Origin of the sequence: Microcoleus sp. FACHB-68, from assembly GCF_014695715.1 — a bacterium.
Classification (GTDB): domain Bacteria; phylum Cyanobacteriota; class Cyanobacteriia; order Cyanobacteriales; family Oscillatoriaceae; genus FACHB-68.
The window spans coordinates 776,053-796,419 of record NZ_JACJOT010000008.1 but is presented as its reverse complement, the minus strand read 5'-3'; the positions used below and the strand labels follow the sequence as shown (position 1 = coordinate 796,419).

General features: G+C 47.6%; 10 protein-coding genes. 9 read left to right on the top strand and 1 reads right to left on the bottom strand.

The features are described from left to right. Positions 1 to 178: 178 nt before the first annotated feature. Complete coding sequence (locus H6F73_RS12295) at positions 179 to 1,444, top strand: pitrilysin family protein (RefSeq protein WP_190759024.1); 1,266 nt, start codon at positions 179 to 181, stop codon at positions 1,442 to 1,444. 86 nt (positions 1,445 to 1,530) lie between these two features. Then, the gene (locus H6F73_RS12290) at positions 1,531 to 2,880 is read left to right on the top strand and encodes a pitrilysin family protein (protein WP_190759023.1); all 1,350 of its coding nucleotides are present in this window, start codon (positions 1,531 to 1,533) and stop codon (positions 2,878 to 2,880) included. A gap of 255 nt (positions 2,881 to 3,135) precedes the next feature. Here the strand turns inward: H6F73_RS12290 and H6F73_RS26990 are convergent, their stop codons facing one another. After that, a complete protein-coding gene (locus H6F73_RS26990; RefSeq protein WP_277882601.1) occupies positions 3,136 to 3,258 on the bottom strand; it encodes a hypothetical protein in 123 nt (40 codons plus the stop codon). Positions 3,259 to 3,374: 116 nt separating this feature from the next. On the opposite strand from H6F73_RS26990, the gene H6F73_RS12285 reads away from it, so the two are divergent. From H6F73_RS12285 to H6F73_RS12250, 7 genes are all read left to right on the top strand, one after another. Beyond that, positions 3,375 to 6,053 (top strand): S-layer family protein, encoded by a 2,679-nt coding sequence (locus tag H6F73_RS12285; RefSeq protein WP_190759022.1) that lies wholly within the window; start codon positions 3,375 to 3,377, stop codon positions 6,051 to 6,053. A 68-nt stretch (positions 6,054 to 6,121) separates the two neighbouring features. Further along, entirely contained in the window at positions 6,122 to 8,434 is a 2,313-nt protein-coding gene (locus tag H6F73_RS12280) for a filamentous hemagglutinin N-terminal domain-containing protein (RefSeq protein ID WP_190759021.1), read from the top strand. A gap of 65 nt (positions 8,435 to 8,499) precedes the next feature. Further along, entirely contained in the window at positions 8,500 to 11,493 is a 2,994-nt protein-coding gene (locus H6F73_RS12275) for a filamentous hemagglutinin N-terminal domain-containing protein (protein ID WP_190759020.1), read from the top strand. Continuing rightward, complete coding sequence (locus tag H6F73_RS12270) at positions 11,486 to 14,149, top strand: CHAT domain-containing protein (protein WP_242072427.1); 2,664 nt, start codon at positions 11,486 to 11,488, stop codon at positions 14,147 to 14,149. Before H6F73_RS12275 ends, H6F73_RS12270 begins: the two co-directional genes overlap by 8 nt. 347 nt (positions 14,150 to 14,496) lie before the next feature. Beyond that, entirely contained in the window at positions 14,497 to 15,273 is a 777-nt protein-coding gene (locus tag H6F73_RS12260; protein ID WP_190759018.1) for a DUF928 domain-containing protein, read from the top strand. A 193-nt stretch (positions 15,274 to 15,466) separates the two neighbouring features. Continuing rightward, entirely contained in the window at positions 15,467 to 18,004 is a 2,538-nt protein-coding gene (locus H6F73_RS12255) for a CHASE2 domain-containing protein (RefSeq protein WP_190759017.1), read from the top strand. A 335-nt stretch (positions 18,005 to 18,339) separates the two neighbouring features. Beyond that, positions 18,340 to 20,085: a CHASE2 domain-containing protein gene (locus H6F73_RS12250; protein ID WP_190759016.1), complete on the top strand. Its 1,746-nt coding sequence runs from the start codon at positions 18,340 to 18,342 to the stop codon at positions 20,083 to 20,085. Positions 20,086 to 20,367: the final 282 nt, after the last annotated feature.

Below are 20,367 nucleotides of genomic sequence, written 5' to 3'. Positions count from 1 at the left end.
TATGAGTGATCAGTGCGACACCCACCCCAAAAGCCGGTACCCTGTGAATCCTCAACCGCCGGCCACCAGCAGTTAGTGGCCACTTTGGGCTAGACTGTAACAATTCATTCAAATTGTTTAGCTATAAAACGTTACGATAAGTCACATCGTATTAAATTTTTATTGGCCTTTACACAAATTGCTTCAATTGAGGACTCTATCAGGGTTCCCAGCCGAAATCTTGAGGCTGGAAAACGGGTTAACAGTTATTCACCAATCGGTTCCGGCCACACCTGTGGCTGTAGTAGATGTTTGGGTCAGAGCCGGCGCAATGGCAGAACCGGCGCAATGGTCTGGGATGGCGCACTTTTTAGAACACATGATCTTCAAAGGCACCGATCTGATGCCGCCTGGAGTATTTGATTGCACGATCGAAAATCGGGGCGGAATGACAAATGCTGCCACGAGTCACGACTACGCACATTTCTTCACGCTCACAGCAGCCGAGTATTTAAAAGATACGCTGCCGGCTTTGGCAGAACTTATTTTACACGCCGCCATCCCAGACGATGAATTTGTCCGCGAACGTGATGTCGTGTTAGAGGAAATCCGTCAATCTGCCGATAGCCCGGACTGGTTAGCCTTTCAAGCCCTGATGGAGATTGTTTACCCTCGCCACCCTTACGGGCGTCCAATCCTGGGAACTGAGGCTAAATTGATGCAGCATTCACCCCAGGAAATGCGGAGTTTCCACCGAACGCACTATCAACCAGAAAACATGGCTGTCGTGATAGTCGGTGATGTTGAACTGGAACCGGCCCTGGAATTGGTGAATCAAGCCTTTGAGAAATTTCCCGTCCCAGAAAAATGTCCCAAAATCCAAATAGAAGCTGAACCCCCGATGATCGAAATCCGCCGGCGGGAACTGTATGTTCCCCGGTTGGAACAGGCGCGGCTAATCATGGCTTGGACAGGGCCAGGGGTCGATCAGTTACAAGATGCTTACGGATTAGATTTACTCTCGGTGCTGCTGGGAGAAGGGCGAACCTCTCGCTTAGTCCGGGACTTGCGGGAAGAGGGACGGTGGGTTCAAGGGGTTAACTGTAGTTTCTCCCTACAGCAGGAATCGAGTTTGTTAACGATCAGTGCTTGGTTAGATCCAAAAAATGTGGAGCAGGTGGAAGCGTTGATTTGCGAGCATCTCATGCAACTGCAAGCAAAACCAATTTCTGAAGCCGAACTCGCTCGCTGCAAACGATTGCTGTGTAATGACTATGCCTTTTCAACAGAAACCCCGATTCAGCTAGCCGGTTTATACGGTTATTACCATACGATTGCCCGCTCGGAAATGTCTGTGACTTATCCGGCAAAAATTCAGTCCTATCAAGCCAAAGATTTACAGCGTTTAGCGGCTCAGTATCTCTCCCCCCACTATTACGCCGTTACGGTGCTTAAACCTCTCTAGTTCTTAATTCGTTACCGGCATTTAGCTCGCTCCATCTCCCCATTTTTTGAAGTTCCACCCTCAACTCAAACGTGAATCAAACTTTAATGCAATCTTTTCAAAACCGGACTGTTCATCGCACCGTTCTCAACAATGGCATGGTAGTGCTATTGGTGGAAAATCCCGCCGCCGATATTATTGCCTCTCGGATCTTTGTCCGCGCCGGCAGCCGGTGCGAACCCAGACACCAAGCAGGGTTGGCGCATCTACTAGCCGCAGTTCTAACAAAAGGAACCAGCCGGCTTTCTTCCCTAGAAATTGCTGAGCAGGTAGAGTCTGTTGGAGCCAGCCTGGGTGCAGATGCTACCCCAGATTATTTCTTGCTAAGTCTGAAAACCGTTTCATCTGACTTTGCTCAGATGCTCGACTTGGCGGGGCAACTGCTGAGAGCGCCAACCTTCCCAGAAGCCGAGGTGGAACTAGAACAATGCCTGACGCTTCAAGGCATTCGCTCCCAGCAGGAACAGCCGTTTGCGATCGCATTCGAGCAGTTGCGGCAAGCCATGTACCCGGATCATCCCTATGCCTTCTCTAGTCTGGGAACCGAAGCCACGGTTTCTCAACTGACGTGCGCCGATCTGCACCACTATCACCAAACGTATTTCCGCCCAGATAATATGGTGATCAGTTTGGCCGGTCGGATTGCGCCAGAATACGCCCTCGAACTGATCAGTGAAGTGTTTGGAGATTGGCAAGCACCGGCAACACCTCTGCCGGCTCTGGTGCTGCCGGTGCCAAACCCTAAACCTCAGCAAATCGTCACTCCCCTGCAGACGCAGCAATCCATTGTCATGCTGGGTTATCTCGCGCCTTCAGTACGGGGTGCAGAAGCTACAGCAACGCCCGAAAGTGCCAGCGTACCGTTAAACCTTCCCACCGCCAAAGCTGTTAGTCCCGATTATGCAGCGCTGAAGTTACTCAACACTTACTTAGGAAATGGTCTCTCCAGCCGGCTGTTTGTGGAATTGCGAGAGAAGCGCGGCTTGGCTTACGAAGTTTCGGCGCTGTACCCCACGCGGCTTGATACCTCCCAATTTGCGGTTTACATGGGCACCGCACCCGACAATACGGCAACAGCGCTAGCCGGCTTGCGGACGGAAGTAGAGCGCCTCTGCAACGTGGTGCTCAGTCATGAAGAACTACAAGCGGCGAAGAATAAGTTGCTAGGGCAATATGCGCTGGGCAAACAAACCAATGCTCAACTCGCTCAGGTGTTTGGCTGGTACGAGACGTTAGGGCTGGGAATTGAATTTGATTCGAGTTTTACTGCAGCGATTAGTGCGGTGACGGCACCTGTGGCTCAGCAAGCGGCTTGCCGGTATTTTAGTGAACCTTTTATCTCTTTGGTCGGGCCGGCTGCTGCGGTGACTCAGGTGCCGGTTGTAGCCGTTTCCTAGGGCAATCGAGCAAAAATAACTGAGCAACCCACACTCGATTAAAATCCCTTTCCAGCTTCTATAAAAGGTTGTACTTGGTTGGGGTTGAACCTATCAATCAGCGTTAAAATCTGCGGCTTGAGGCGAGCCTTAGCGGGGAATTTCCTAACGAACGCTCAAGCCGGCTCAGCCGCAAGTTTAGTGCGGCAACTTGCAACTCCCTATAACGCTTCCTAGTGTTATTTTTAGCTTGTCATAGATAAAAATATTTGTATTTTAAACAAGGATTTTCGAGTTTTTAGAGAAAGAGAAAAACTCGTCTTCAGCGTCAAGGTTTTTACCGGCAATGAAAAAGTCTGGGTCAAATTCCTCGATTTGTGTAAAGATTTGATTTGACATTTAACAACATCCTTAGCACAAGCCGGCTAAGTGCCATAATTGATGGCATCATCAGGAAATTGTCAGGTGTGCGGCTAAAAATTTGTTGGTAGAAAAATTGACAAATCATTCTTTTTATGATGTCAAATAACCCAGTTCACCTAGCCTTGTTAATTGGCTGTGGGATGTGCTGTAGCATGAATTTCACCGGCATCGCCAGCGCCCAAATTGCCCCAGATACAACGCTGCCGCGTAACACAACGGTTACGCCTGCCGGCAATGTAATTCAGATTGAAGGCGGAACCCAAGTCGGCAGCAGTTTATTCCACAGTTTCCGAGAATTTTCTGTTCCAACAAATACCGAAGCATTCTTTAACAATGCAGCCGGTATTCAAAACATCTTCAGTCGCGTCACCGGCAACAAAATTTCCAACATTGATGGTTTAATTCGCGCTAACGGCACAGCTAACCTTTTTCTGCTCAATCCAAACGGCATCCTTTTTGGCCCAAATGCCCGGTTAAATATCGGGGGTTCTTTTATGGGGACAACGGCGAACAGTATTCGATTTGCCGGTGGCAGCGAATTCAGCGCGATTAATCCCACTGCCCCACCAATATTGACCGTGAATGTCCCCATCGGCTTGCAATTAGGGCCAAATCCAGGGGGAATTCAGGTTGAAGGGCCAGGGAATCAACTTGCATTTGATGGCGTAACTTTAGCAACTCTTCGAGAAGATAGACCGGCAGGACTTCAAGTGAATGCCGGCAAAACCTTAGCCTTGATTGGCGGTAATATTACACTTATTGGCGGCAATTTAACCGCAGAATCTGGGCGAATTGAACTGGGAAGTGTTGCCGGTGGAACAGTCACCCTCACACCCACGAATTCAGGTTGGACGCTTCAGTATCCCGGCGTTGAAAACTTTCAAGATATCCGTCTTTCTCAAGCGGCTTCTATTAGTAGTAGTGGCACCGGCGGCGGCGACGTTCAACTTATGGGCCGGCGCATTACACTCAGTGAAGGTTCAGCCATTTTAGCCGATACCTTGGGTGATCAACCCGGAGGCAGCCTGATTGTTCGCGCTACTGAATCCGTTGAATTAACCAGTAGTCCCGGTGCCTTTTCCAGCAGTCTCTTTGCCAGCGTTGATCCCGGCGCAACCGGCAATGGGGGCAACTTGCTCATCGAAACCGATCACTTGAGGGTTGCAGATGGCGCGATTATTGGCGCAGATACCTTTGGATCTGGCAACGCCGGCACTTTAACGATCCAGGCAAATTTAGTCGAACTCCTCGCCGGCAGCGTGGTAGAAACTTCTGTGTATCAAGGAGCCACAGGTCAGGGCGGAAACTTAATTATTCAAGCGGATCGCTTGTTAGTAACAGATGGCGCACAAGTTTTAACCTTTACCCTAGGTGGCGGTGATGCCGCCCAAATGACGGTAAAAGCCAGAGAAGTTGAAATCACCGGCACTTCAGAATCTGGAAGATTTGCCAGCGTTTTAGCCGCGTCTGTCGAACCAGGGGCTACCGGCAACGGGGGCAAACTCACCATTGAAGCCGAAAGTTTGCGGATCACCAATGGTGCACGGGTGGGCGTTGAAAGCCTAGCGTTGGGCAATGCCGGTGAAGTTCGCGTGCGAGCAAATCTTGTCGAAGTCAGCGGCACTTCAATTTTGGGAAATCCGAGCACTTTATCGGCTGACGCCACGGATGCCGGTTTGGGAGGCGACTTAAGCCTGGAAACTGCAAGGCTGATCGTCCGGGATGGGGGACAGATCGCCACCGGCACCTTGGGCAGTCGTGCGGGGGGAAACCTGAATATTAAAGCGTCTGAGTCGATTGAACTGAGTGGATCGGTGCCGGCAATTCCTCCTACAAAGCGTGACTTTTTCCGCGATGATTCAGGACAGCGCTTTCCCAGTGGGTTATTTGCAAGTTCTCAGGGAACTGGAGATGCCGGCAACTTAACCATTGAGACACAGCGGCTAATCGTTGGCGATGGGGCGCAAGTCTCTGTCAGTTCCAATCAAACGGGTGGTGCCGGCAACCTCAATCTTAATGCCGATCAGATTCGCCTTGATCGAGGCACACTCAGCGCCGCCGCCGCCCAAGGAAATCAAGGTAACATGACCCTCAACGCCTCTGAGCTCCAACTACAGCACGGCAGCCACATCACCACAAATGCCACCGGCACCGCCACCGGCGGCAATATTACCATCAATGCCGATACCTTAGCTGCCTTGAGAAATAGCGATATCACAGCAAATGCCACCGGCAGCTTTGGCGGTCAGGTTATTATCAATGCACAAGGCATTTTTGGCACAGAATTTCGGCCAACACTTACTGCAAAAAGTGATATCACTGCCTCTTCCAGCCTTGGCGCACAGTTTAGCGGCACGGTTCAACTGAATACCCCGGATGTCGATCCAGCTTCAGGTGTGGTTGAGTTGTCAGAAAAGCCGGTCGATCCCAACACTCAAATTGCTTCCGGTTGCACAGCAGCGAGGGGCAGTAGCTTCACCGCTACCGGACGCGGCGGTTTGCCGGCTGATCCCACTCAAACCCTCAGAGGCACAGCGCGTTGGCAGGATCTGCGTCCCCTAGAGACTGCGGGGCAGATTGTAGAGGAGAGGGAAAGTGGAGGGCACAGGGAGAGCAGTCTTTCCCAATTCTCAATTGTCAACCCCCAGCCCCCAATTATTGAAGCAACGGGATGGATTATCAATAACAAAGGTCAGATGGAATTGGTTGCAAAGGCTCCCAATATCAGTTTTTCTAGTTCTTGGAATCAGCCGGCTAGTTGTGACAATTGAAAAATGCCTTGGAATTAGGGGTTTCAGTAACCTAAAAGTTTATTAATTCTATTGACAGGCGGTATTTTATGCATAGATACCAGGTTTTCCCAGCCTCAATTATTAGCAGTGCTCTCTATTTGAGCTTGATAGCCGCCGGCACTGTTAGCGCTCAAATTATTCCAGATACAACGCTGCCGAATAACAGTAACGTCAAGGCTGCCGGCAACGCAATCCAAATTGAAGGTGGAACCCAAGCCGGCAACAATTTATTTCATAGCTTTCGCGAATTTTCTGTTCCGACAAATAGCGAAGCTGTCTTTAACAATTCCTCTACGATTCAAAATATTTTCAGCCGAGTTACCGGCAGCAAAATCTCCAATATTGACGGATTAATTCGCGCCAACGGAACTGCTAATTTATTTTTGCTCAATCCCAATGGCATGATTTTTGGCCCGAATGCCAAGCTTGATATTGGAGGATCTTTTATCGGAACAACGGCGAACAGTCTTCTATTTGCCGACGGTACTTTTTTCAGCGCTATTAATCCGCAAGCCCCTCCTTTACTCATCGTTAATGTACCTATTGGATTGCAAGTGGGTGCAGATTCAGGAGATATTGTTGTTCAAGGTGCCGGTCGCTCTTTAAATTTGAGTTTAGAAACCGGACTAGAACGAGAAAATCCAAGCAACTCTTTAAGTGTCAAAGCCGGTCAAACCTTAGCCTTAGTAGGGGGAAATATTTATCTAGAAGGTGGAAATTTACTCGCCCCCGCCGGCACGATTAATTTACTCGCTTTATCGAGTGGGGAAGTTACTATTAATTTCAATGCTTCTGAAATCACCTTCCGTCCTGAAACATCTGCCCAATTTAAGGATATCCGCCTGACTCAATCGGCTTCAGTTGATACCAGTGGCGATCCAGCCGGCTTGCTGCAAGTTCAGGCGCGACGACTGACGTTGGAAAACGGTTCAGTTATCTTTTCCATTAACGAAGGATCAAAATTAGGTAAAAATTTAACTTTTAATATTTCCGATTCAGTGGAGTTAATTGGCAGAACTCCAGATAGAAAGTTTCTCAGCAGCATTATTTCTTGGACAAAAGGAAGCAGTGGTGGAGGCGAATTAAGCATTAACACAAATCAATTGATGCTGAGAGATGGCAGCGGGATACTTTCTGGCACAGATGCCACCGGCAATGCCGGCAATATTAACCTTCAAGCCAGACAAGTCAGCCTAGGAGGACTATCAGCAGATGGTGGAAGTTTAACCGCGATTCAGTCTAATCCTTGGCCAAGCTCAACAGGAAATGGAGCGAATATTACAATTGCTGCTGAACAACTAACCGTAGAAAATGGAGCAGTGATTTCCGTCTCAACCTTTGGTGCCGGCCAAGGTGGCAATATTAATATTCAAGCAGATCAAGTGGAGATTTATGGTAGATCGATAAACGGTCAAATTCGGAGTGGATTGTATGCGCGGACAACTTTGAATAATGCAACAGCATTAACGGGAGATGCCGGCACAGTTTCCGTAGCCGCCGGCAGCTTAAGTCTCAGGGATGGGGCAACCATTAATGTAGCAAGTTTAGGAACCGGAGAAGCCGGCAACATTGAACTCAATGCTAATACCGTTGAACTTAATAACGAATCCCTGATTACAGCCACCCGACGAGCCGGCCAGCAAGGTAATATTAGAATTCGCGCTCAAAACTTAAAATTACGTCAAGAAAGCCTGATTACAACTAATGCCAGTAGTAAAATTGTCAGCGATTATGGACAAGAAATTCCCACCAATGCGGAAGAAGCGAATGGCGGTAATATTGCCATCAAAACAGATAACTTAGTTGCCCTCGAAAATAGTGACATCAGCGCCAATGCAGAAACAGGTTTTGGTGGGGGAGTTACCATCAACGCCAGCGGCATCTTTGGCACAGAGTTTCGCACAACTCAAACCCCCAAAAGCGATATTACTGCAACTTCCCAACTCGGCGCACAATTTACCGGCATCGTACAAATCAATACTCCCGATGTTGATCCCGCCTTTGGCTTAGTTCAGTTCCAAGAAAATCTCGCCGATCCCAGCACTCAAATTACCACCGGCTGTGTTTCCGCTAACAGTGAATTTACCCTCATCGGACGCGGCGGCTTACCCTCCGATCCGACTCAAACCCTTATTGGTCAAGCAGTCTGGCGAGATTTACGCCCGGTTGAAAATCTGGGTAGAGGAGGCGTTGAGGAGAGGGCGAATATCACAGATGTATTAGTCTCCAACCCTGCATCCCCACTGGTTGAGGCGACTGGATGGACATTCAATGCCAAAGGACAGGTTGAATTGGTGGCTAAAGCTGCTAATGTAACTTTTTATGACTCTTGGAATCCGCTGACTTCGTGCCATAATTAATTTAATTATAAGCGTCAGGTTATCGGGTGCGCTGCTGAATTTTTTTAGATGCTATTAAAGAATTTATGTATCGTCTTTTCCAGTATCACCCTGTCTTGATTGTTGCTTGTGTCATAGGTTGTTCTTCAATTGCCGGCATTGCTCAGGCGCAAGTTATACCCGATACAACGCTGCCGAACAATACAGAAGTTACTCCAGCCGGCAATATAATTCAGATTGACGGAGGCACCACATCTGGCAGCAATCTTTTTCACAGCTTTAAAGAATTTTCTGTGCCGGCAAATATTGAAACATTTTTTAATAATTCTGCCAATATTCAAAACATTTTCAGCCGAGTTACCGGCAGCAACATTTCCAATATTGAAGGATTAATTCGCGCCAACGGAACCGCCAATTTATTTTTGCTCAATCCCAATGGAATTATTTTTGGGCGAAATGCGCGGTTAAATATTGGGGGTTCTTTCACCGGCACCACAGCCGACAGCATCCAATTTGCAGACGGGAATGTTTTTTCCGCGAAAAATCCGCAATCCTCACCAGTTTTAACGGTTAACGTACCCATTGGCTTGCAATTTGGCAGCAATCCGGGGGCAATTGTCAATCAATCTCGCCCGGACAGCTCAACAGCACCCTTAACAGGAGGGTTGCAAGTCAAAGCCGGCCAAACCTTAGCCCTAGTTGGGGGAGATGTGATCTTTCCCGGCGGCAGTGCAAGCGCAAGCGGGGGCGAAGTGCATCTGGGTGCGGTACAAAGTCCGGGAACCGTTAGCCTCACGCCAATTGCCACCGGCTGGAACTTCGGATACACCGGCATTACCCAGTTCGGCACAATCGATCTCGCTAGTGCGACGCTAAACACTAGCGGCATCGGCGGTGGCGCGATCGCGATGCGGGGCGAAACCGTCAACATTCGAGAGGGATCAAGCGTAGTTGCCGATACCCTGGGCGATCAAAATGGCAGAGGCATCGAGATTCAAGCAGCGCAATTTAACTTACTCGATTCCTCGATATCTACAACAACATTGGGTGCCGGCAAGGGGGGAGATTTAACCGTTCGCGCCAGCCAAACAACCCAGATCGCCGGCAGCAACCCGCTAGCATTTGCCAGCTTATCAAGCGATACTGCCGGTGCCGGTGCCGGCGGCAACCTTACCGTTGAAACCGGGAATTTCCAACTTCAAGGGGCAGCCTTCTTATCAGCGAGCACCTATGATGCCGGCACCGGCGGGAATTTAACTGTGCGGGCTACGGATTCAGCCGTGTTTGTAGGCACAGGATTTGACACGATGGAATTGCTCATCGGTGCCGCTATATTAGGGCAGTTTAGCCCAACAAATCGGATTGGCGGTATGTTTTCGGTAGCCAGTGGCACCGGCACCGGCGGGAATATGGCGATTGAGACGAACTCGCTGATTATGCAAAATGGTGCGCTGATGTTCAGTCCGGCAAAAACACAAGGTGATAGCGGAAAAATTGACATTCAGGCTGCTAGTTCCGTTAATCTCGTTGCCTCTGGCATTCTCACAGCACCGGGTCCGGGAAGTAGCGGTTCCACCGGCAACGTCACGGTCAACACGGGCACCCTAACCATCCGGGACGGGGCGATACTTTCTAGCGCCACCATCGGCAGTGGATCGGCTGGAGATGTGATTGTCAAAGCTTCTGAATCGGTGGAGGTTTCAACAACGATACCGGGTGCCCTGCTAGCCACAGGGATTACAAATACTAGCTTTTTCGGCACTGGCGCAGGCGGCGACATTGAGATCGACACAAAAAGGGTCGTCAATCAAGCCGGTGGGCTAATTGTGGCAAATAGCGGCGGGGTGATCGGCACCGGCATCATCACCACTGGCGGGCCGGGGGGGGATGTGGTGATTAATGCCAGCGAATCGATTGAAATCAAAGGCGTTTCTGCGGATGGCAGGATCACCAGCGGCCCTGGCACTACAACTTTCACCGCTTCGCCCGCCGGCAACCTTACCATGAACAGCCCGAATATAAGAATCTCCGACGGCGCAATCGTCTCAAGCGCGACGCTAGGTTCTGGAAATGGCGGAACGATTACCATTAATGCGTCCGAGTTGCTAGAGTTGGCCGGCAGAGCAGCAATAACCGGCCTTCCCGCTACCTTAGTCACCTCGTCGGGACGGGCAGACTTGTTGCAGTTTGGTGGATTGGCAGGCGAAGATTCGCAAATTGACCCCCGTTCGGTAACAGGGGCAGGCGGAGATTTGCAAATTAACGCCCGTTCGGTCGTCGTGCGCGATGGCGCGGCGCTGGATGTGCGGAGTTTCGCAACTGGCGATGCCGGAACGCTTGATATTAACGCCCAGTCGGTTCGCTTAGATAGGCAAGGCACACTCAACGCCGCGACAGCAATGGGTGCCGGTGGTAACATCCAAATTCGCACGCAAGACTTACAATTGCGCCAGGGCAGCCGAATTACAACCGATGCCGGCAATACCGATGGCGGTAACATCACCCTCGGTACAAAAACCCTGGTCGCGTTAGAAAATAGTGATATTACCGCTAACGCCCAAGAAGGATTTGGCGGCAGAGTCAGTATTACCTCCCAAGGCATTTTTGGCATTCAGTTTCGCGACGCACTTACCCCGCAAAGCGATATCACCGCCACCTCTAATCTTGGCCCTCAGTTTACCGGCACCGTGGAAATTAATACCCCCGATGTTGACCCCGCTTCTGGGTTAATCGAGCTGCCGGTGCGCCCAACCGATCCAACAACTCAAATATCTGCCGGTTGCGCCAAACAAGGCAACAGTTTCACGATTACCGGACGTGGTGGGTTACCTTCCGATCCAACTCAAACCCTTATTGGTAAAGCAGTGTGGCACGATCTGCGTCCGGTTGGGGAGTTGGGAAGCCAGGAAGCGAGGGAGCAAGGCAGTATCACAGAAGTCTCAGTCTCCAATCCCGCATCCTCATTGGTTGAGGCGACTGGATGGACAGTCAATGCCAAAGGACAGGTTGAATTGGTGGCTAAAGCCGCTAATGTGACTCTTTCTAGTTCTTGGAATCAGCCGGCAAACTGCAATGATTAAGCGAATAATGGGCAAATTTTGGAAACGTTTGAGATCGATTCCTGCCAGTGTTGGGTTAGGATTACTGACTTTCTTTGTGGTGACAGCTTTGTTGCCGAGTGTCGCCGCACAGCCTTCGGATTTTAAATTTTCAAGTTTAGAGTTTCCATTAGGCTCTAAGGCTGAACAAGTACAGATTTTTGCGGCTCAAGGGGATGCCGGCATCTCACCAAATACGCAATCAATAAACTTTCTAGAAGAAGGCAGAAACCTCTACGACGCGGGACGCTTTTCTGAAGCGGCGGCTGTCTGGGAGGAAGCAGTTAAAAATTATGAAAATCAGGGTGATCAGCTCCATCAAGCTATTAGTTTAAACTATTTATCAATTGCTTATCAAGAATTAGGACAATGGGAGCCGGCGCAAACAGCAATTACTCAAAGTCTTAACTTACTTATCGGCAATAAACAAAGGGCAAAAGGTCATACACAAGTTCTTGCCCAAGCCCTCAATACACAAGGAAGCTTGCTACTAGCCACCGGCCAAACTGAAGCCGCTCTAGAGAGCTGGAAACAGGCAGAAAAAGCCTATACAGAAATTGGAGATCGTGCCGGCATCCTAGGCAGCCAAATTAACCAAGCTCAAGCTCTGCAAACCCTCGGACTGTATCGGCGAGCACAAACAACCTTGGAGCGAATCAGCCAACAACTGCAAGCCGAACCAAATTCCTCAATCAAAATAACAGGATTGCGAAGTTTGGGAGACACCTTGCAAGTGGTGGGAGATGTGAGCAAATCTCAAGAGGTTTTAGCGCAAAGTTTAGCCATTGCCCAGCAACTCAATTCCCCAATTGAGATCAGTTCCACCCTCTTGAGCCTGGGAAATAGTTATAGAGCTTTGCAACAGACTGATAAAGCCTTGCAAAGCTATCAAAAAGCTGCTGAAAATGCTATTCATCCGCTCACAAAAGTAGAAGCTCAACTTAATAAATTAAGCTTACTCCTGGAAACCAAAAATTGGGCAGAAGCTCAAGTTTTGTCACCTCAAATTCAATCACAGCTTAGCAATTTACCTTCGAGCAGATATGGTGTTTACGCTCAAGTTAATTTTGCTGAAAGTTTAATAAAATGGGACATAGGGGATAGCAAATCGAACCCAAACAATGCCCAACAAATCGCTCAAATGCTAGCAAAAGCTGTGGAACAGGCAAAAATGCTGGGAGACTCAAGAGCGGAATCTTACGCCCTCGGTCAACTTGGACATTTATATGAAGGTTCCACACAGTGGAAAGAAGCTAGAACCTTGACAGAGCAAGCTCTCGTGCTGGCGCAAGCGAGCGGTGCTGATTATATTGTGGCTCGTTGGCAAGGACAGCTAGGCCGAATTTTAAAGCAGCAAGGCGATACTTTTGGCGCAATCGCCGCTTATACAGAAGCTATCAATAAGCTGCAATCTCTTCGCAGTGACTTAGCCGCGATTAATCCTGATGTTCAGTTTTCTTTTAATGAGAGTGTTGAACCTGTTTACCGGCAATTAGTCAGTTTGCTATTGCAATCTAATCCCAGTCAGCAAAATCTTAAGAAAGCTCGTGAAGTGATTGAAGCCCTGCAAGTGGCAGAATTAGATAACTTTTTCCGGGAAGCTTGTTTGGATGTCAAGCCTCAGCAAATCGATCAGCTTGATCCAACCGCTGCGGTTATTTATCCAATTATTTTGCCTGATCGCTTAGAAGTGATCCTCTCACTACCGGGACAGCCTTTAAGCCATTACACGACGGTTTTACCTCAAAATGAAGTGGAAAGTATTTTGGGGCAGTTTCTGGAATCTTTAAATCCATTTTTTGCAGATCAAGAGCGGTTGCGCCTTTCTCAGCAAGTCTATAATTGGTTGATCGAGCCGGCAGAAAATCAGTTAGCTCAAAGTGAAATTAAAACCCTGGTCTTTGTGCTGGATGGGGTTTTGCGAAATCTGCCAATGGCGGCGCTATCCGATGGAAAGCAGTATCTTGTGGAAAAATATAGTGTTGCCCTAACGCCTGGACTGCAACTGCTGGAAACACAGTCTTTGCAAAAAAAGGAAATTAAGGTTTTAACCGCCGGCTTGTCTGAGGCACGTCAAGGCTTTTCAGCCCTGCCAGGGGTACAGTTGGAAGTGCAGCAGATTTCGTCTGAGGTGCCGACAAGGATTTTTTTAAATCAAGACTTTACTGTACCAAACTTGCAAGAACAGCTCACTTCAAAGAATTATCCGGTTGTTCACTTAGCGACGCATGGGCAGTTTAGCTCTAATCCTGATGAGACTTTTATTCTGACTTGGAATGAGAAAATCAAAGTAAAAGAGTTTGAAAGCTTGTTGAGAGCTAGAGAACAACAAGAACGCGTCCCCATCGAATTGCTGATCTTGAGTGCTTGTCAAACGGCAGCCGGTGATAAACGGGCGGCGTTGGGGTTGGCGGGAGTGGCTGTGCGATCAGGGTCCGGCAGTACCCTAGCCACCCTGTGGTCAGTCAAAGACCAATCTACTGCCGAACTGATGAGTGAGTTTTACCGAAAAATCACCCAATCTGGTGTATCCAAAGCAGAAGCTTTGCGTCAAGCTCAACTCAGTCTGGTGAAGAACCCTGGATATGAACATCCTTTTTACTGGGCACCGTTTATTCTGGTCGGGAATTGGCGCTAAGATAATGGCATAACTTTTGTACTTATTGCCCAAGGAATATTGACAAACTCAGGCAGCTTTGATAGTGGAGCCGGTAAAAACTACGAATCCTTCTAATCAGTGAGTTTTCCCGAAAAATCACCTAATCTGGTGTATCCAAAGCAGAAGCTTTGCGTCAAGCTCAACTCAGTCTGCTGAAGAACCCTGGATCTGAGCATCCTTCTTACTGGGCACCATTTATTCTGGTCGGGAATTGGCGCTAAGATCATTGCCTAAATTTTTAAATCATTTCTCGCGAAAGATTTACAATATCTGGCAAGGGTGCTAGAAGAGCCTGCGGTAACCAACAAACCTTGAGAGGTGACACCATGAAGTCTAAACAAAATAAACCTTTACCCATCGCGATCTTGTCCACCGGCCTATTCCTGGCAATGGCAACCCTACCTGGGTTGCACCCATCGGCTAAAGCTCAACAAGAGCCGGTGAATCAAGCGTCCAATCTTCCTGGATCTTCAGTTCTCCGCATCACTTTTGATCCTCCCGGACCCGGAAAGCCCAAAGATACAGCAGGAGGAGCGTCTAGAGACGGCAGCCAATGCTCTCAGGAGTTAGCCGCGCAAAGTTCCTGTGTCAAGCCGCTCATGCCGACGACTCAAGAGGGGCTAACCGTGGCAGAACGCCCTGTGTTTTTGGTTTACGTTCCCGAAACTTCGGCAAAACAAGTATTTTTTAGTTTGGTCGATGAAAACAATCAACATATTTACCAAACCAAAGTCCCCATTGCCGGCAATTCGGGAATTCTCAGTTTCCAACTCCCAGATAATGCGCCGGCCTTAGAAATTGGCAAAAATTATCAGTGGGCTTTTATCATCGTTGGCGAACAGGGACTCAAACCAGATAGCCCCGTCGTCCAAGGAGCCGTCAAACGAATTGAAGCTGATACGGCTCTTAAGAGCCAGTTAGTCAATGCCAGCCCTCTAGAACGTGCCGCTCTATATGGAAAAGCTGGCATTTGGATAGATACGATCAGCACTCTAGCCGAGCTAAAAAAATCCCAACCAGCAGATGTCAATCTCGCACAGAGATGGAAGGAATTGTTAACATCCGTGGGTTTGGAAGCAATAGCAGCCCAGCCATTCTTGTGATGGAAGAGTCATGTTAACCAATGGAGAAGCTGCTGGCAGTCCATAACTGGCACTAGCTTCTCAGCAAGGCAGCGCTAAAATTAAATAAGATTAGGGGTGATAGAAACTGGGTTAATTTCCAAACCCTGGGTGAGTCAATTAAAGTTTGGCTATCGACCCAGTTTTTAATGTCATTTCTATGTGCCGGGGAAACATGGGGCGAAAGCTCAGCAAGCGAATTTGGCAATGGCGCGGTGTCCTCATGATCGCCCCCTCGGTAGCGGGTTTAGTGATTGCTGCAAACTCTTTTGGCTTGTTTCAGCTTCTAGAATGGGCGACGCTCGATAAATTTTTTCGCCTGCGCCCCCGTGAACCAGTCGATCCGCGCATTGTGATTGTCACCATTGATGAAGCAGATATTGATCGCCTTGAGCAGTGGCCAATGTCTGATGCAAAGCTGGCTAAATTAATCGAAAACTTAAAAAAACAGCAGCCATTGGCGATTGGCATAGATCTGTATCGAAATCTGCCAGTGCGACCAGGACATGACGCATTGGTGAAAGTATACCAGTCTACACCCAATCTGATTGGCGTTGAGAAACTCGTGGGGGAAACTGTAGCCCCACCAGTGATTTTAAAGCAACAAGATCAAGTTGGTTTAGCAGATTTAGTCCTCGATGCAGATGGCAAAGTGCGGCGGGGTTTGCTGTCAGTAAAGCCGAATGAAAAGGAACCCTCGCAATTAAGCTTGGCGGTGCGCTTGGCACTGATTTATCTGAAAGAAAAGGGCATTGGCTTAGAAATGGTGGATGCCGGCAAGATGCATTTAAAGTTAGGAAAAGCTTTATTTGTGCCCTTAAAAGGCAATGAGGGAGGTTATGCCGGCCTTGATGCCGGCGGTTATCAAATTTTGCTGAACTATCGGGGGACGCAAGATAGCTTTAAAAGTATATCGCTAACAGATGCGTTAGCAAACCGGATAGATCCGAATAGTTTGCGAGATCGCATCGTTTTAATTGGCGTCACTGGACAAAGTTTTAATGACTTTTTTTTGACTCCCTACGGCAATAGTTTTACCGGCAGTCCTAGCCGCACTCCAGGGGTGGTTATTCACGCGAATTTAACCAGCCAAATTTTAAGTGCTGCCTTAGAAGGGCGTCCATTTATCAAGGTTTGGGATGAGCCAGTGGAGTGGCTGTGGGTTTTAGGTTGGTCTTTTACCGGCGCTTCCATGAGTTGGACGCTACTGGTATCCAAGCTATTCAGAAAAAATCTACTCTTGAGATGGACGGTTCTCGGCATCGGAATTTTACTGCCGGTCACTATTTTGATGAGCAGCAGCTATATTGCGTTTTTGCTTAGCTGGTGGATTCCTAGCATCTCGCCATTAGTTGCTTTGTTGCTATCTGGCATTACCATTGCCGCTTATTACAATCGAGGCGTGCAACGCGAAAGTGAGAGAAAATTATCTCAATTTTTAGAAGCCATGTCAGTTGCCGTAGCCGTCCTCGATAGCAGCGGCAGACCCTGCTATACAAATCAGAAGGCACAGCAGTTACTAGGTCAAGGCGTGATCGACTCCGCGACAGTCGATCAATTATCAGAGGTTTATCAACTTTATATTGCCGGCACCGATCAACTTTATCCTTCAGAAAAATTATCCGTCGTGCGAGCGCTGAGGGGAGAACGGGCAACGGTTCATGATATCGAAATTCATCGAGAAGGCAAGATTATTCCTATCGAAACATGGGGGACTCCTATTTTTGATGACACAGGTAATGTTGCTTACGCAATTGTCGCCTTCCAAGATATCACGGAACGCAAACAATCTGAAGCTGAACGAGAAAAATTTACCAAACAACTGTTTGAACTGAATCGCAATTTAGAAAAAGCCCTGGATGCTGAATTAGAAATTACCGATGCCTACGGGCGGTTTGTACCCCATGAATTTCTTAATCTTTTAGGATATGAAAGTATCCTTGATGCAAAACTAGGAGATAACATTCAACTAGAAATGACGGTGCTGTTTTCCGATATTCGCGACTTTACCAGTCTATCGGAAACAATGACTCCTGAAGATAATTTTAAATTTATTAATGCTTATTTATCTCGCATGGAGCCGGCAATTACTGAAAATTACGGGTTCATTGATAAATATATTGGTGATGCGATTATGGCTTTGTTTAGTGAAGGAGCAGATGATGCCCTGAGAGCAGCAATTTCTATGCTCACTAAGCTAGCCGAATATAACCAAGCTCGGATTAAGGCTGGTTATATACCGATTCAAATTGGCATTGGTATTAATACAGGCTTTTTAATGTTGGGCACAGTTGGAAGTAATTCCCGGATGAATGGAACGGTTATCAGTGATGCCGTGAATTTAGCTTCCCGCATTGAAGGCTTAACAAAAACTTATGGCGTGTCTTTATTAATTTCAGGACAAACTTTTTTAGCGCTTAAAAATCCGTGCGATTATGCGTTTCGGTTGATTGACAAAGTTAAAGTTAAAGGAAAATCGCAAATGGTTACAGTTTATGAAATATTTGATGCCGATCCGGCGGAAATAAAAGAAGCCAAGCTCCAAACCAAAACAACTTTTGAAAAAGCTTTACTTCTTTACAACCTGGGGCGTTTCTGGGAATCCGCGCAACAGTTTCAAAGCTGCTTAAAAACTTATCCTGAAGATCGAGTTGCTCAAAGTTATTTGGAACGCTGCCGGCAACAGATAATCGAAGGCTCTAACCAGATTTGAATAAATGGGAAAAGTTTAAAGACAAGAGTTCAAACGTTAAGGCTGACGAGCAAGGAAAATTTCTGCGTAAGCTTGGGTTCTCACCAAATTAAGAGTTTTCCCAAATATAATTGTTAGTACATTAACTCCCGACCCGAACGGTTAAAATTTAAAAAAATCGGGAAGCCAGTTAAATAGTATAGAGCTGACGATTGCGGTTAGTAGGTAAATACTCATAGAATAGTGAGTAGTTCAAGGAAAGTGATTAGGAAAACTATTTCAATAAAAATAATTAAAGTAAGGTATAGCAAAAACAATTGATTAATGGAGTCAGTTTTGGGTGCGGGCGATCTTCTATGTGGAAACAGATTGGAAAGCGAATCGGGCAGTGCAAAGAGATACTGATTGCAGCCCCTTGTGTAGCAGGAGTCGTGATCAGTGCTAACTCTTTTGGCTGCTTCCAGCTTTTAGAGTTGGCGACACTTGATAAATTTTTTCGCCTGCGCCCCCGCGAACCAGCAGACCCCCGCATTGTAATTGTTACCATTAGCGAGTCAGATATCACTGAGATCGGGCAGTGGCCCATGTCTGATGCCGTGCTGGCTAAATTGATCGAAAACTTAAAAGAACAACAGCCCTTGGCGATCGGCATAGATCTATATCGCAATTTGCCGGTGGAACCAGGGCATCAGGCATTGGTGAGAGTATTTAAATCTACACCCAATCTGATTGGCGTTGAGAAAGTGGTGGGCGAGACTGTAGCCCCACCACCGAGTTTAAAGCAACAAGATAAAGTCGGTTTAGCAGATTTAGTTTTAGATGCAGATGGCAAAGTGCGGCGGGGTTTGCTGTCAGTAAAACCGGATGAAAATGAACGCCCGCAATTAGGCTTGGCGGTGCGCTTGGCGCTGATTTATCTGAAAGACAAGGGCATTGGCTTAGAAAAGGTGGATGCCGGCAAGAGGCACTTAAAGTTAGGAAAAGCTTTATTTGTGCCCTTAAAAGGCAAGGAGGGAGGTTATGTCGGCCTTGATAGTGGCGGTTATCAAATTTTGCTGAACTATCGGGGGACGCGAGAAAACTTCGAGACCTTATCTTTAAAAGAGGTATTAGAAAACCGGATACCGCCCAATCTTTTGCGAGATCGCATCGTGTTAATTGGCGCAACCGGACAAAGTTTTAATGACCTTTTTTTGACTCCCTATGGCAATAGTTTTACCGGCAGCCCTAGTCGCACTCCAGGGGTTTTTATTCACGCCAATTTAACCAGCCAAATTTTAAGTGCTGCCCTGGAAGGGCGTAGCTTGATTCGATTCTGGCCTGATACAGTGGAGTGGTTGTGGGTTGTGGTTTGGTCTTTTGCCGGCGCGGGAGGCAGTTGGAGATTCCTGCAGCAAAACTCGTTGGGAAAAAAAGTAGTCCCTGTCTGGAAGATTGGGGTAGTAATTGGGGCAGTAGGCGCTCCAATTGGTGTTAGTTATCTTGCTTTTTTGGGCGGTTGGTGGATTCCTGTGATTGCACCAATTGCCGCTTTGATCACCTCTGCGATTGTGATGGCAGGTTACTACAATCACAAATTGCAGCGTTTAGCCTCCTTAGATGGTTTGACTCAGGTTGCCAATCGCCGTTATTTTAACGATTTTTTTGAGAAACAATGGTGGCAATCTGCCCAGGAAAAACGAGATTTGTCTCTAATTTTATGCGATGTTGATTATTTCAAAATCTACAATGATACTTACGGTCATCAAGCCGGTGATTGGTGTCTGCAACAAGTTGCTAAAGCCATTGGTGAGGCTGTACGTCCTAGCGATTTAATTGCCCGTTATGGGGGAGAAGAATTTGTAGTGATTTTGCCTAATACAAGTGCAGAAGTGGCTTGGCAAGTGGCTCAACAAATCTGCTTTCAAGTTAAAGCTTTACAAATCGCACACATCAATTCCCAAATTAGTGAGTATGTTACGCTCAGTTGTGGGCTAGCTAGCACGATTGCAGATTTTGAAGCTTTGCCGATGGAATTGATTAAAATGGCTGACGAGGCGCTTTATGAGGCAAAAAAGATGGGGAGAGATCGGGTCAGCCGGCGAGAAATTCAGAGTTTGTAAAAGCTTTTGATTTCTTGCAAAACTTTCTGAGTTCGTTACTGTTGTTTAGGAAAAACAGCGTGCCGGCTTACACCTCATTCAAATCACCTTTGAGTTTTTATAGTCGGTGTTGATTTTGCAGTTTTTCCTAAAGAATTGATGGGTTGTCAAGGGAGATTTTTTGGAATTTTTAACCGCAGATTCCGCAGGTGAAACCCGAATGTGCTTTGCTCGTCATAGGAGTTCCACCTGCGTCCGCAGATGATAGCGCCGAGTGCCTGCCGGCATACGCAGAGGATTGCG

Coding starts and splice junctions, on each gene's coding strand:
- H6F73_RS12255 (WP_190759017.1), top strand. CDS start 15,467: ATGGGGCGAAAGCTCAGCAAGCGAATTTGGCAATGGCGCGGTGTCCTC.
- H6F73_RS12260 (WP_190759018.1), top strand. CDS start 14,497: ATGAAGTCTAAACAAAATAAACCTTTACCCATCGCGATCTTGTCCACC.
- H6F73_RS12285 (WP_190759022.1), top strand. CDS start 3,375: ATGATGTCAAATAACCCAGTTCACCTAGCCTTGTTAATTGGCTGTGGG.
- H6F73_RS12270 (WP_242072427.1), top strand. CDS start 11,486: ATGATTAAGCGAATAATGGGCAAATTTTGGAAACGTTTGAGATCGATT.
- H6F73_RS12275 (WP_190759020.1), top strand. CDS start 8,500: ATGTATCGTCTTTTCCAGTATCACCCTGTCTTGATTGTTGCTTGTGTC.
- H6F73_RS12290 (WP_190759023.1), top strand. CDS start 1,531: ATGCAATCTTTTCAAAACCGGACTGTTCATCGCACCGTTCTCAACAAT.
- H6F73_RS26990 (WP_277882601.1), bottom strand. CDS start 3,258: ATGTCAAATCAAATCTTTACACAAATCGAGGAATTTGACCCAGACTTT.
- H6F73_RS12250 (WP_190759016.1), top strand. CDS start 18,340: ATGTGGAAACAGATTGGAAAGCGAATCGGGCAGTGCAAAGAGATACTG.
- H6F73_RS12280 (WP_190759021.1), top strand. CDS start 6,122: ATGCATAGATACCAGGTTTTCCCAGCCTCAATTATTAGCAGTGCTCTC.